This window comes from Methylobacter sp. BBA5.1 (genome assembly GCF_000746145.1).
Taxonomy (GTDB): Bacteria; Pseudomonadota; Gammaproteobacteria; order Methylococcales; family Methylomonadaceae; genus Methylobacter; species Methylobacter marinus.
On sequence record NZ_JQKS01000020.1, the window covers coordinates 63,156 to 75,523 of the forward strand.

Consider the following 12,368-nt stretch of genomic DNA (forward strand, 5'->3'; position numbering starts at 1 on the left):
TTCAAAACAAAAAATAACGTTGGGCAAAAGGCAGCACATCGGCCGGCTCGCAAGTCAGCAGCAGGCCGTCGGCGCGCACCGAATAGGTTTGCGGATCGACTTCGATATGCGGTTGGTAATGATTGTGGATCAAATCTTTCTTGCCGATCGTGCGCGTATTCGCCACCACGCCGATCCGCTTGTTCAGCTTCAGCAGCGCGGCCATGTCGGCCTCGGCCGCGACCTTCGGCAAAAACAGCATCGAGTTGGCCGCGGCGGCCCTGCCGAAGGCGCCGAACATGGGCCGGTAATGCACCGGCTGCGGCGTCGGAATCGAGGCATTGGGATCGCCCATGGGCGCCGCGGCAATGAATCCGCCTTTAATGATCAGGCTGGGCTTGGCCGCGAAAAAGGCCGGCTGCCACAGCACCAGATCGGCCAGCTTGCCGACTTCGACGGACCCGACTTCGTGCGCGATGCCGTGGCTGATGGCCGGATTGATGGTGTATTTGGCGATATAGCGCTTGATGCGGAAATTATCGTTGCGGGACGAATCCTCCGCCAGGCTGCCGCGCTGCGCCTTCATTTTATGCGCGGTCTGCCAGGTGCGGATAATGACCTCGCCGACCCGGCCCATGGCCTGCGAATCGGACGCGATCATCGAAAAGGCGCCCAGGTCATGCAGAATATCCTCGGCGGCGATAGTCTCGCGGCGAATGCGCGATTCGGCGAAAGCCACGTCCTCGGCGATGCCCGGGTCCAGATGGTGGCACACCATCAGCATGTCCAGATGCTCGTCCACGGTGTTGACCGTATAGGGCCGGGTCGGATTCGTCGACGACGGCAGCACGTTGGCCTCGCCGCAGGCCTTGATGATATCAGGGGCATGGCCGCCGCCGGCGCCTTCGGTGTGATAGGTATGGATGGTGCGGCCTTTGAAGGCGGCGAAGGTGTCTTCGACAAACCCGGATTCGTTCAGGGTGTCGGTGTGAATCGCGACCTGCACGTCAAAGCGCTCGGCCACGGACAGGCAGCAATCGATAGCCGCCGGCGTCGTGCCCCAGTCTTCGTGCAGCTTCAGGCCCATGGCCCCGGCGCGCACCTGTTCTTCCAACGCCGCCGGCAGACTGGCGTTGCCCTTGCCGAGCAGGCCGAAGTTCATCGGAAACGCATCCAGCGATTGCAGCATATTATGAATATTCCAGGCGCCGGGCGTGCAGGTCGTCGCGTTCGTGCCCGTGGCGGGGCCGGTGCCGCCGCCGATCATGGTAGTGATGCCCGACATCAGGGCTTCGTCGATTTGCTGCGGACAGATGAAATGGATATGCGCGTCGATGCCCCCAGCCGTCAGAATCTGGCCTTCCCCGGCGACGATTTCGGTGCCGGGGCCGATGACGATATTGACGCCCTGTTGCGTATCGGGATTGCCGGCCTTGCCGACGCCAGCGATGCGGCCGTTCTTGATGCCGACATCGGCCTTGATGATGCCCCAGTAATCGACGATCAAGGCATTGGTGATGACCAGGTCCATAGCCTGAGTGCCATCAACCTGGCTTTGCCCCATGCCGTCGCGGATGACCTTGCCGCCGCCGAACTTGACTTCATCGCCGTAAACCGTGCGGTCTTCCTCCACTTCCAGAAACAGGCCGCTGTCGCCCAGGCGCACGCGGTCGCCGGTAGTCGGCCCGAACATATCGGCATAAGCCTGTCTGCTGATTCTACTCATCTAACTCTCCCATCACGGCTTGGCGAAAACCATAAACCCGGCGCAAGCCGGCAAAGGCCACCAGCTGCACTTCACGCTGCTGGCCGGGTTCAAAGCGCATCGCCGTGCCGGCCGGAATATCCAGCCGGAAGCCGCGCGTCGCGGCGCGGTCAAAGTGCAAGGCGGAATTGGTCTCGAAAAAATGATAATGCGAGCCGACCTGAATCGGCCGGTCGCCGCTGTTGGCGACCACCACGCGGATCGTCTCGCGGCCCGCATTCAGTTCCAGCTCGCCGGCGGCGGCAATAATCTCTCCCGGAATCATGGCGCCACTCCTACTCGATGGGGTTGTGCACGGTCACCAGCTTGGTGCCGTCGAGAAAAGTCGCCTCCACCTGCACATCGGGCAGCATATCGGCAACGCCTTCCATGACCTCGTCGCGGTTGAGCAGCGTGCGGCCAAACTCCATCAATTCGGCGACCGTGCGGCCATCGCGCGCGCCCTCCATGATCGCGGCGCTGATAAAAGCCACGGCTTCGGGGTAGTTCAACTTGAGACCGCGGGCCTTGCGCCGTTCGGCCAGCAGAGCGGCGGTAAATATCAGCAGTTTGTCTTTTTCGCGTGGTGTTAATTGCATTGTTTTATTTTCCCAAGTTGCCACTCGTTAAGTTAAGCCTTTTGTGGTGATCACTTTGGCTATGCTCGGGAGAGCCTTGTCGAACCATGAATGGATAAACTTAACGATCATAAAGTTAATTTTACCAAGCCGAAAAATGAAAGCCGGTTGTGGGAGCGACGCCTACGTCGCGACTAGAGCGAGCATTGTTAAACGCTTGTCGCGACGTGGGCGTCGCTCCCACGGGCTTTAATTAACGACTTTCTGGTAATGGTAGTGAGTCAAGTCGCCCAAATCCGCGGCGCGCAGGCTTCGCGCCGCACGCAGTCCGGCCGTACAATCGCCCAAACCCGTTCGAAGAAACCGCGTAGCCGGTCGCTTCGGCAATCAAGCGCCCGACAGACCAGCAGATCGTCCATGCGCGTCACGCCCCGGCCTTTGGCGTCGCCGATCAACTGCTGCACGGCGGCCAGCGTTTCAGCGCCGGCAGGGTAAGCGAACAGCGTTCCGCACGTCGAACAGCCCTGCAGGCCCCAGCGCGCCGCAAAAGCCCTGGCATCCAGCTTCAAACGTTCCAGCAGCAGAGGCCGGTCTTGGCAATAAACCTGCCAGTCCAGATCCGCCAGCCCCTCGTCGAAACGCTCACCGCAGGCGGGCCGGCCCAGGGACAGGATTTCCCAACCGATAAAACGCGCTTTTGAAGCCAGTTCAACCCTGACCGTCGAGCGCAGGCGGGCGCCTTCATAAACGATGGTTTCCTGCGGCAGCCATTCCAGCGCCGCGCCCTCCGCCACGGTTATCGAGACATCCTGCCTGGCCAGCCCGCCCGCGCTGCGGTAAAACTTGCCCGCCGCCGGCGTGGTGATCAGGGCGTGGCTGCCTGCCTCGGCATCGATCTCAAGACTCAAGTGATCGCCCGCCACGATGCCGCCCGGCGGATGCAGCATGTAGACATGGCACACTCCGCCTTCCGGATAAAACGGCCGCTGTACCGTCAGCGGGCCGTAATGACGGCGGTGCGCCAGGACCGTTTTGCCGTATCGCTGCGCGAACCCCAGCGCCAGTTTCGCTTCCCAGCCTTGAGCAGAGTTGCCCGCTACGCTGGCGCAGCCTGCTTCCTTCAGATCTGCCAGCACCCGATCAGGCTCCGGCCAGCAAGGTCGTGCCGACGATGGCGCACAGCAGGCCAAAGCCGGTGCCGATGGTTTTCAGTCTGGCCGTTCCCGATAAGCCTGCCGCGATGCCCAAGCCATTCAGCAAGGCCGTGGTCAGCAAAAACCCCGCCGCGTACGAGCCGGCATCGGCTCCCGCTTGCAGCTCGGCGGCATGGACATAACCGTGACCGAACGCGAACACGGCAGCCAGGACGACCGCCAGACCGGAGGACATGCGGCAGTTACTCCAGACCAGCCATCCGCAAGCCAGCACCGAAAACGCCACCCAGCTTTCCGCCGAGGTGATGGCGATACCGAGCAGAGAGACGCCCGCGCCCGCGGCCATCGTTAACAAAAAACTCATTGGCAGCAGCCACAATGCCCTGCCGCCGCGCATCGCCGCCCATAGCCCGATAGCCAGCATGACCAGCAAATGATCGATACCCAGCAACGGATGCAGCAAGCCGTCGATAAAGCCATGCACCGCTCCGGCGCCGGTATGCGCCTGCGCCGGCAAGGACAACATCAAACCGATAAAAATTAGCAATTTGTTCGCTTTCATAAAGATTCCCCAGTGTTATTTTAAATTCCCGTAGGGTACTCAAGCGGGGCGGGGTTTGTAACCCCGCCCCTAACGTTTTCATGATGCCTGGGTCAAGTGGCTACCCTACCAACCTGAAACATTTCGGACGGGGCAACATGCCCCGTCCCGCTCGGTTCCTGTAGGGTACGCATCGCGTACCTTTTAAAATGTCAGGATTTATCAACATCCCAAAAGGTACGCACTGCGTACCCTACATGATGTTTTATACATTACCCGTCAAACCGTCAAATAGCGTTTCACCATATCTTCGCTCAGCTGGTCCATGGCGCCGGCGGCGACGCCTCGGCCGCGGTCCATTATATAGAACCGATCCGCCACTTTGCGCGCAAAAGGCAGTTTTTGCTCCACCAGCAGGACGGTCACGCCCAGTTCGTTTTTGATTTTGATGATGCCTTCGCGCACGTCATCCCTTTCGCCCTCTTTCAGCAGCGGCGTCGGTATGTTTCTGGCCCGGTTCAGGCGGATGATCACATCGCCGATTTCGCTGACGATGTTCGGCTGTATGCCTTCGGTCGGTTCGTCCAGGATCAGCAATTTGGGATTCAGCACCAGGGCCCTGCCGATGGCCAGCTGTTGCTGCTGGCCGCCGGACAGATCGCCGCCGCGCCGCTTGAGCATTTGCTTCAGTACCGGAAAAATCTCAAAGACAGAGTCCGGGATTTTTTTGATGCCCTGCCCGCGCACCGCGCGCAAACCGGTCTTCAGGTTTTCCTCCACGGTCAACAGCGGAAAGATTTCCCGCCCCTGCGGCACGAAACCGATGCCCAGCCCGGCGCGCTTTTCCGGTTTGGCCAGGGTTAACGCCGTACCCTGATAATCGATAGCGCCCTCGCGTACCGCGATCAGCCCCATGATGCACTTGAGCAAGGTGGTTTTGCCGACGCCGTTGCGTCCCATCAGGCACAGGCAGGAGCCGGCCGGCACGGCTAGATCGACATCCCACAAGGTATGGCTGCCGCCGTAATATTGATTCAGTCCGGTAATTTTCAGCATCAGTCCCCCAAATAAACCTGTATGACGCGCGGGTCGTTCTGTACTTCGTCCATACTGCCTTCGGTCAGCACCGTCCCTTCATGCAGCACGGTCACGCGCTGGGCGATCGAGCGCACGAATTCCATATCATGCTCGACCACGATGATGGAACGCTCGCCCTGCAGCGACAGCAGCAGCTCCGCCGTGCGTTCGACTTCCTGATGAGTCATGCCCGCGACCGGTTCGTCGACCAGCATGACCTGAGGCTCCTGCATCAGCAGCATGCCGATCTCCAGCCATTGCTTCTGCCCGTGCGACAGAATGCCGGCCGGCTGCGAACGGTGTCCGGTCAGCCCTATCGTTTCCAGCACTTGCTCGATGCGCTCCCGCTGCGTTCCATTGAGCCTGGCGAACAGGGTCGCCCAGACGCCCTTATCGGTCGCCAGGGCCAGTTCCAGGTTTTCGAACACGCTCAGCGTTTCGAAGACGCTGGGCTTTTGAAATTTGCGGCAGATGCCTGCCTGGGCAATGGCCGGCTCATCCATTTGCAGCAGATCGATGGTCTGCCCGAAAAACACCGTACCGCTGTCGGGACGGGTCTTGCCGGTAATCACATCCATCAGCGTGGTCTTGCCGGCGCCGTTCGGGCCGATCAGGCAGCGCAGTTCTCCCGCGCCGATATACAGCGACAGGTTATTGAGGGCTTTGAAGCCGTCGAAACTGACGCTGACATCTTCCAGATAAAGTATTGTGCCGTGCCGGGTATCGACCTGGCCTGCTTTCAAGGCGGGTACGCTCATGGTTTTTGCTCCTTCGGACGCCGCCGCCAGAACCCGAGCAAGCCGTCAGGCAGTAGCACGGTAACGAGAATAAAGGCCGCCCCCAAAAAAAACAGCCAGATTTCCGGCGCCCATCCGGTCAGCAGCGTCTTGGCATAATTGACCAGCACCGCGCCGACGATGGCCCCGTACAGCGTGCCGCGCCCGCCGACCGCGACCCAGATGACGACTTCCAGCGAATTCAGGGGCGAAAACTCGCTGGGATTGATGATGCCGACCTGCGGCACATACAGGGCGCCGGCCATGCCGGCCAACATGGCCGCAAACACGAAAACCCATAATTTGAAGCTTTCGACGCGGTAACCCAGAAAACGCACGCGCATTTCCTGATCGCGGACCGCTGTCACCACCCGGCCCAATTTGCTGTTGATCACCCGGCGGCTGATCAGCAAGGCCAGAATCAGCGTGATGCCTGAAGCCATCAGCAGGCAGGCGCGCACGGCGTCGGACTGGATATTGAAGCCCAGGATGTCCTTGAAATCGGTCAGACCGTTGTTGCCGCCGAAGCCCATTTCATTGCGGAAAAAAGCCAGCATCAGCGCATAGGTCAAAGCCTGCGTGATGATCGACAGATACACGCCGGTCACCCGCGAGCGGAACGCCAGCCAGCCGAACACGAAAGCCAGCAAGCCCGGCACCAGCACAATCATTAACGCCGCCAGCCAGAACTGATCGAATCCGTGCCAGTACCAGGGCAGTTCCTTCCAGTCCAGGAACACCATGAAATCGGGCAGCACGGGATCGCCGTACACGCCGCGACTGCCGATCTGGCGCATCAGATACATGCCCATGACGTAGCCGCCCAGCGCAAAAAACGCGCCCTGCCCCAGCGCCAGAATGCCGCAATAGCCCCAGACCAGGTCCAGCGACATGCCCAGCAGGGCAAAGGTCAGGTACTTGCCTATCAGCGAAACCGTATAGGCGGAAAAATACAGCGCCGAACCCGGTGCGAAAATCAGATTGCAGACCGGCACGATCAGACTGATCGCGGCCAGGGCAACCAGCACCGAGGCCATGGCCTTGTCGTTTTTTAATCCTTTTAACAGCATCGCCTAGCCCTCCACTGCCCGGCCCCGTTGCGGAAACAAGCCGCGCGGGCGCTTTTGAATGAATAAAATGATGAACACCAGCACCAGTATTTTCGCCAATACGGCGCCGGCGTAGGGTTCGAGCAATTTGTTGGCGATCCCCAGGGAAAACCCCGCCACCAATGTGCCCCACAAATTGCCGACGCCGCCGAACACCACGACCATGAACGAATCGACGATATAGGCCTGCCCCAGATTCGGGCCGACATTGGTGATCTGGCTCAAGGCCACGCCGGCCACCCCGGCAATGCCCGAGCCCAGTCCGAAAGTCAAGGCATCGACCCGACCGGTCGGTATGCCCATGGCTTTGGCCATATTGCGGTTCTGGGCCACGGCCCGCACTTCCAGCCCTAAACGCGTGCGCCTGAGGATTTGCAGCAGCAACGCGAACACCAGCAGACAGAACACCAGAATGTAAAAGCGGTTCCAGGTCAGCGACAGGAAATCATTGATCCGCCAGGCGCCGCTCATCCAGTCCGGCGTGGCGACGCTGCGGTTTAATGGAGAAAAAATCGACCGTACCGTCTGTTGCAGAAACAGGCTGACGCCGAAGGTTGCCAGCAGCGTTTCCAGCGGGCGGCCGTACAGAAAGCGGATGATGCCGCGTTCGATGGCGATCCCGGTCAGGCCGGAAATAACGAACGCGGCCGGTATCGCGATCGCCAGCGACCAGCCCAGACTGTCCGGCAGGAGCTGTTGCGTGACGTACGTGGTGTAAGCGCCGAGCATCATCAATTCGCCGTGCGCCATGTTGATCACGCCCATGACGCCGAAGGTAATGGCCAGGCCGATCGCCGCCAGCACCAGCACCGCGCCCAGGCTCAGGCCGAAAAACAGGGTTTCGGCCGCGGCGTACAGCTGCAGCCTGGCATTGATGCTCGCCAGTGCCGCCTCGGCTTGATGGCGCACCTCGCCGTCCGGCTCCCGGAAACGGCCTTCGGTGTCTTTCTCGACCAGCCCGTTCAAGCGGTTGACGACATCGCGGCTGGCCTGATCTTTTAACAAGGCGATCGCGGCCAGACGCTGGGCTTTGTCGGTGCTGTTCAATTGCTCCAGCCCCAGGATCAGCTTGATGGCTTTTTGGACGCCCGCGTCCTGTTCCAGTACCAGATGGTCGCGCAGCAGCGCCAGGCTGTCGGCATCCACGGCCTTACCGATAGCCTTGACCGCGGCCAGCCTGATGTTGGCATCCTCATCATTCAGCTGTAACCGACCGATGAGTTTCCGCAGCGAGGCGCGCAGATTGTTGGTGACGGCAATCTTTTGCGTCGCGGAGCGCGCCGCCGTGCCCAGGCTTTCGGCGCTTTGGGCATCGATAAGCCGGTAGCCTTCCTCAACCGTCTCGCCGATCACGAGCCGGTCATCGGCCTTCAGGTTAAACAGCCGACCCTCCAGCAGCGCCTGCAGCACGACAACGACGCGCGGCTGGCGCACCGCGGCCAGTTGTTCGATAGCCTGGCCGCGTTCGGCCATGGACGCGCCCTTAAGCGTAGTCAACGCGGCCGAGAAAGCCGCCTCGGAAGCGTTCTCCTGACCCAGGCCCAACGTTGGCAGCATCAGGATGACGGCCATGACCGCCCCGCTGCACCACCTGAAAGAATTCGCTTTCATGTCCTCTCCAATAATCATAATCAACGGTTCGCCTTTGGCCTGTGGTTCTCCGATAACCCGTTGTGCACCCGAAACAGGGCGGACACGCAGGTCCGCCCCTACAATGAAACCCGGCATGGCCGCCCCTAAAACATCGGATTCACTAACCCGGCCAATGCCTTCAAATCAAAAATTCTGCCCGGAGCATTGTTTGGTTTCGGTGTTGTAATTGCCGCAGCTGATCGGCGCCGTCCAGTCGGCAATGATGGGTTGGCTTTCCGGCAGGAAATCGGACCAGGCATCGCCTTCGACCAGTGTGTTGGTCTGCCAGACCGTCAACAGCTGGCCGTCGTCCTGGATTTCGCCGATCAATACCGGTTTGCTGATGTGATGGTTGGGCAGCATTTTGGCGATGCCGCCGGTCAGGTTCGGAAACTCCATGCCGATGATCGCTTTCTGTACGGCATCCGGATCGGTGGTGCCGGCTTTTTCCACGGCCTTGACCCACATGTTGAAACCGATGTAGTGCGCTTCCATGGGATCATTGGTCACGCGTTTCGGATTCTTGATAAAGTCATGCCATTTGGAGATGAAATCGGCGTTTTTAGTGGTGTCGATGCTCATGAAATAGTTCCAGGCGGCCAGATGGCCCACCAGCGGCTTGGTATCCATGCCCGACAGTTCCTCTTCGCCCACCGAAAACGCCACCACCGGAATCTGTTCCGCGGAAATGCCCTGGTTGCCCAGTTCCTTGTAGAACGGGATGTTGGCGTCGCCGTTGATGGTCGACACCACGGCCGTCTTCTTGCCGGCCGAGCCGAATTTCTTGATGTCCGCGACGATGCTCTGCCAGTCGGAATGCCCGAACGGCGTGTAGTTGATCATGATATCCTTCTTGTCCACGCCCTTGGCGACCAGATACGCTTCAAGAATCTTGTTGGTCGTGCGCGGGTAAACGTAGTCGGTGCCGGCCAGTACCCAGCGCTCCGCCTTTAAATCGTTCATCAGATAATCGATTGCCGGAATGGCCTGCTGATTCGGCGCGGCGCCGGTGTAAAAGACGTTCTTGGACGACTCCTCGCCTTCGTACTGCACCGGGTAGAACAGCAGGCCGTTAAGCTCTTCCACCACCGGCAGGACGGATTTTCGCGACACCGACGTCCAGCAGCCGAAGATCGACGCCACCTTGTCCTTGGTCAGCAGTTCACGGGCCTTTTCGGCGAACAGCGGCCAGTTGGAGGCCGGATCGACGACCACGGCTTCGAGCTTTTTGCCGAGCAGGCCGCCTTTCTTGTTCTGTTCATCGATCAGCATCAGCATCGTGTCCTTCAGCGTGGTTTCGCTGATCGCCATGGTGCCGGACAGCGAATGCAGCACGCCGACCTTGATGGTGTCCTCGGCCTTGGCCGCGCCGGCCGCCGAGGTCAGTAACGCGAGGGTGCCGGCAATGCCGAGGCTGCGCAGTTTTGAAGATAGTCTATTCATAATAGTCATCCTGAAGTGTTGAAGTGAGGTTTAAATTTGCCACTGGAAGCCAAGCTTGATGGCGTTGACATCATCGCCCAAGGCGGTTGATGAGTAATCGAGCCCCTTGGTCAGCAGGTCGCCGTACTGCCAGCTCAAGGACACGCGGGCGTTATGGCCGTCGATGACGTAGTTCACGCCGCCTTCGACGACATCGCGGTCGGAACTGCCGTCCGGCAGGACATTCACATAGCGCACATAGGGCTGAAACTGGCCGATGCCGATTTGCTGCGGAAACAGGTACATGCCGCTGATGTCGTAGGCGTTGCCCTCGAACATGGCGAAGCCGCCGCCGGCATCGCGCGAGGCCTGGCTGTAGCCGTCGGTAATGCCGTAGTTTTTGTACTCGCCGTTCAAGGTCACGACGCCGCCGTTGCCCAGCACTTTTTCCATCAGCACGTCGACCGAGGTGCCGCGAAAATTGCCGGCATCGTCGAACGTGCCGGCGCCGTCTTCCTGGTACTGGTTGGTGACCGCGACGGTCAGAATATCGCCGCCCTTGCCGTAGTACGTGCCGGAAGTGTAATAGCCGGGATTTTTCTCGACATCCCAGAAGTTGTAGGCGATGCGCTGGGCGTACAGGATATTGTCGTCGACATTGGCGCCGCCTCTCAGGCCGCGAAAAAAGCCGAAGGCATACTGCAAACGGCCGTCAAACGCCGCCCCCCAGAACGTGGCGCCGTCATCGCGACCGAAAGAGCCGGCGGACGTGCCGTCCGATTTAATGGTCAGGTTGAAGTCGGCCGGCTCGAACGGCGTGCCGGCGCTGAAAATATTGTAGATGCCGCTGTAAAACGGGCCGTTCATTTCCCGGCGTTCGGCCGGCACCAGCATGCGGCCCACCCAAAGGTTAACGTAGGGGTTGTACTCGAACTTGCCGATCGCATCCAGCACCCGCACTTCCCCGCCATTGCTGCAGGTCTGGCAATCAGTGTTGAACTCCACCTTCAAATATTCATGAATTTGCCCGTTGATGTACAAACGGATATTGTCCAGGTTAAAGTCGTTGCTCCATTTGTTGCCATTGGCGCCGGACGCGCCTTCCACGGATTGAAAACTGGTGCGCAAACCGGCACCGATGCTGACCCATTTGGTGTCGTCGATTTTGAATGTCGCGCCCGCCTGCGTGGTCGACGCATGGCCGGCCGCCAGCGCCAGCAGGCTGATGGCGGAAAGAAGCCGATTTTTTCGTGTTTCGGACGTTGTTGCTACAGAATCGCTCATGTCAGGTTCCCCCCAAACTTTAAAAAACATGATTTGATGTTGCATCCGGAAGGCCCGAACGCGGCCGAAAAAACCGGCTGGCGAGAATTATTTTGTCTGGGGGATATTTCGACAATGCGTCATCTGACTCATCAGTCAGATGACGTATAGCCGCGCACCGGCCGCTCGATTAGAGTTTCGATACCTTTGCACCTGACCTACGGACGCCTATGATCAAGCCACTACCCGCCGCCAGCCGCCTGTTTTTCAAATCCGCGGCAATCGCCTGCGCATTGACCGCCTGTGCCGCGGGGCCGGAAGAACGGCAGGCGCGGCTCGATACCGCGCGGGTCGAACACATTAACTTCAAGATCGGCGCGATCCGGCAACCGACGTTGGCGACAGCCCTGTCCCGACCCGGCATCGCGGCCCGGATCGCCGACAACCTGGCCGGCTGGAGCTATCCCGTCAGCGCCGATGACAGCCAGGCGGCCAGCCACACCCTGACCGCCGAAATCGGCGCGATCGAATACGGCGAAACGCCGACCGGTTTTTCATTTTCCGCCGGTGATTCCGATCCCCGGGCGCCCGGCTTTCAAAAAACCGACGTGCTGCCCATCAGCTGCGAACTGACGTTTATCGCCCGCCCCGAACAAACCCGTTATCTGCACATGGACTTCGCGGTCGGAAGCGCTTTCGGCAAACGCGCGGGACAAGCCGTCGGCACCGACAAACTGGTCGATCACATCAGCACCGTCTGTTTCAACCTGCTGAATGAACTGGACTGGCCCGATAAAACGCCGGACCAGCCGGCTTCCGGCATCAAGCCCGGCTGGATGCCGGAAGTGCGCATCGAAACCGTGACCGGGCCGGTTGAGGAAGCGGTAGAAGAAGCGGACGCGAAGGCGTCCGGCAAGGCGATCACCTCCACCAGCGAAGGCCGTAAACAAATCATCATTCACAACCAGGGGGCGCCGGTGATTTTACGTTTTGGGCATGAAAGACGGTGATCGACTTGTGCGGGCACGCGGGGCGAAGTCGCCCTGCTGATATACGAAGTTCCTGAATAAAAAACATTATCGGAACTGACCAA

Annotated in this window: 12 protein-coding genes; 1 reads left to right on the top strand and 11 read right to left on the bottom strand. The window is 59.8% G+C overall.

Features of this window, described 5'->3' with window-relative positions; translation table 11 throughout:
* Nucleotide 1: 1 nt before the first annotated feature.
* From ureC to EK22_RS13425, 11 genes are all read right to left on the bottom strand, one after another.
* Nucleotides 2–1,705: an urease subunit alpha gene (ureC, locus tag EK22_RS13375; RefSeq protein WP_036251778.1), complete on the bottom strand. Its 1,704-nt coding sequence runs from the start codon at nucleotides 1,703–1,705 to the stop codon at nucleotides 2–4.
* Nucleotides 1,698–2,009: an urease subunit beta gene (locus tag EK22_RS13380; RefSeq protein ID WP_036251780.1), complete on the bottom strand. Its 312-nt coding sequence runs from the start codon at nucleotides 2,007–2,009 to the stop codon at nucleotides 1,698–1,700. Before EK22_RS13380 ends, ureC begins: the two co-directional genes overlap by 8 nt.
* A gap of 10 nt (nucleotides 2,010–2,019) precedes the next feature.
* A complete protein-coding gene (gene ureA, locus EK22_RS13385; RefSeq protein ID WP_036251783.1) occupies nucleotides 2,020–2,322 on the bottom strand; it encodes an urease subunit gamma in 303 nt (100 codons plus the stop codon).
* Between the two features lie 260 nt (nucleotides 2,323–2,582).
* Nucleotides 2,583–3,437, bottom strand: a complete 855-nt coding sequence (locus EK22_RS13390) for an urease accessory protein UreD (protein WP_036251784.1) — start codon at nucleotides 3,435–3,437, stop codon at nucleotides 2,583–2,585.
* Between the two features lie 4 nt (nucleotides 3,438–3,441).
* The gene (locus tag EK22_RS13395; protein ID WP_036251787.1) at nucleotides 3,442–4,017 is read right to left on the bottom strand and encodes a HupE/UreJ family protein; all 576 of its coding nucleotides are present in this window, start codon (nucleotides 4,015–4,017) and stop codon (nucleotides 3,442–3,444) included.
* Nucleotides 4,018–4,275: 258 nt separating this feature from the next.
* Nucleotides 4,276–5,052 (bottom strand): ABC transporter ATP-binding protein, encoded by a 777-nt coding sequence (locus EK22_RS13400; protein ID WP_036251789.1) that lies wholly within the window; start codon nucleotides 5,050–5,052, stop codon nucleotides 4,276–4,278.
* Nucleotides 5,052–5,831: an urea ABC transporter ATP-binding protein UrtD gene (urtD, locus tag EK22_RS13405; protein ID WP_036251791.1), complete on the bottom strand. Its 780-nt coding sequence runs from the start codon at nucleotides 5,829–5,831 to the stop codon at nucleotides 5,052–5,054. The genes EK22_RS13400 and urtD overlap by 1 nt, the downstream gene beginning before the upstream one ends.
* Nucleotides 5,828–6,919 (bottom strand): urea ABC transporter permease subunit UrtC, encoded by a 1,092-nt coding sequence (urtC, locus tag EK22_RS13410; RefSeq protein WP_036251794.1) that lies wholly within the window; start codon nucleotides 6,917–6,919, stop codon nucleotides 5,828–5,830. The genes urtD and urtC overlap by 4 nt, the downstream gene beginning before the upstream one ends.
* A gap of 3 nt (nucleotides 6,920–6,922) precedes the next feature.
* Entirely contained in the window at nucleotides 6,923–8,569 is a 1,647-nt protein-coding gene (gene urtB, locus EK22_RS13415) for an urea ABC transporter permease subunit UrtB (protein ID WP_235209388.1), read from the bottom strand.
* 165 nt (nucleotides 8,570–8,734) lie between these two features.
* Entirely contained in the window at nucleotides 8,735–10,033 is a 1,299-nt protein-coding gene (gene urtA / locus EK22_RS13420) for an urea ABC transporter substrate-binding protein (protein ID WP_036251796.1), read from the bottom strand.
* 30 nt (nucleotides 10,034–10,063) lie between these two features.
* The gene (locus EK22_RS13425; RefSeq protein ID WP_036251880.1) at nucleotides 10,064–11,296 is read right to left on the bottom strand and encodes a porin family protein; all 1,233 of its coding nucleotides are present in this window, start codon (nucleotides 11,294–11,296) and stop codon (nucleotides 10,064–10,066) included.
* A 209-nt stretch (nucleotides 11,297–11,505) separates the two neighbouring features.
* Between EK22_RS13425 and EK22_RS13430 the strand changes: the two genes are divergently transcribed.
* Complete coding sequence (locus tag EK22_RS13430; protein WP_051961898.1) at nucleotides 11,506–12,285, top strand: hypothetical protein; 780 nt, start codon at nucleotides 11,506–11,508, stop codon at nucleotides 12,283–12,285.
* Nucleotides 12,286–12,368: the final 83 nt, after the last annotated feature.

Bases quoted from the DNA above. Each gene is read 5' to 3' on its own strand.
- urtD (WP_036251791.1), bottom strand. From the start codon at position 5,831: ATGAGCGTACCCGCCTTGAAAGCAGGCCAGGTCGATACCCGGCACGGC.
- EK22_RS13425 (WP_036251880.1), bottom strand. From the start codon at position 11,296: ATGAGCGATTCTGTAGCAACAACGTCCGAAACACGAAAAAATCGGCTT.
- EK22_RS13395 (WP_036251787.1), bottom strand. From the start codon at position 4,017: ATGAAAGCGAACAAATTGCTAATTTTTATCGGTTTGATGTTGTCCTTG.
- EK22_RS13380 (WP_036251780.1), bottom strand. From the start codon at position 2,009: ATGATTCCGGGAGAGATTATTGCCGCCGCCGGCGAGCTGGAACTGAAT.
- EK22_RS13400 (WP_036251789.1), bottom strand. From the start codon at position 5,052: ATGCTGAAAATTACCGGACTGAATCAATATTACGGCGGCAGCCATACC.
- ureC (WP_036251778.1), bottom strand. From the start codon at position 1,705: ATGAGTAGAATCAGCAGACAGGCTTATGCCGATATGTTCGGGCCGACT.
- urtA (WP_036251796.1), bottom strand. From the start codon at position 10,033: ATGAATAGACTATCTTCAAAACTGCGCAGCCTCGGCATTGCCGGCACC.
- ureA (WP_036251783.1), bottom strand. From the start codon at position 2,322: ATGCAATTAACACCACGCGAAAAAGACAAACTGCTGATATTTACCGCC.
- urtB (WP_235209388.1), bottom strand. From the start codon at position 8,569: ATGAAAGCGAATTCTTTCAGGTGGTGCAGCGGGGCGGTCATGGCCGTC.
- urtC (WP_036251794.1), bottom strand. From the start codon at position 6,919: ATGCTGTTAAAAGGATTAAAAAACGACAAGGCCATGGCCTCGGTGCTG.
- EK22_RS13430 (WP_051961898.1), top strand. From the start codon at position 11,506: ATGATCAAGCCACTACCCGCCGCCAGCCGCCTGTTTTTCAAATCCGCG.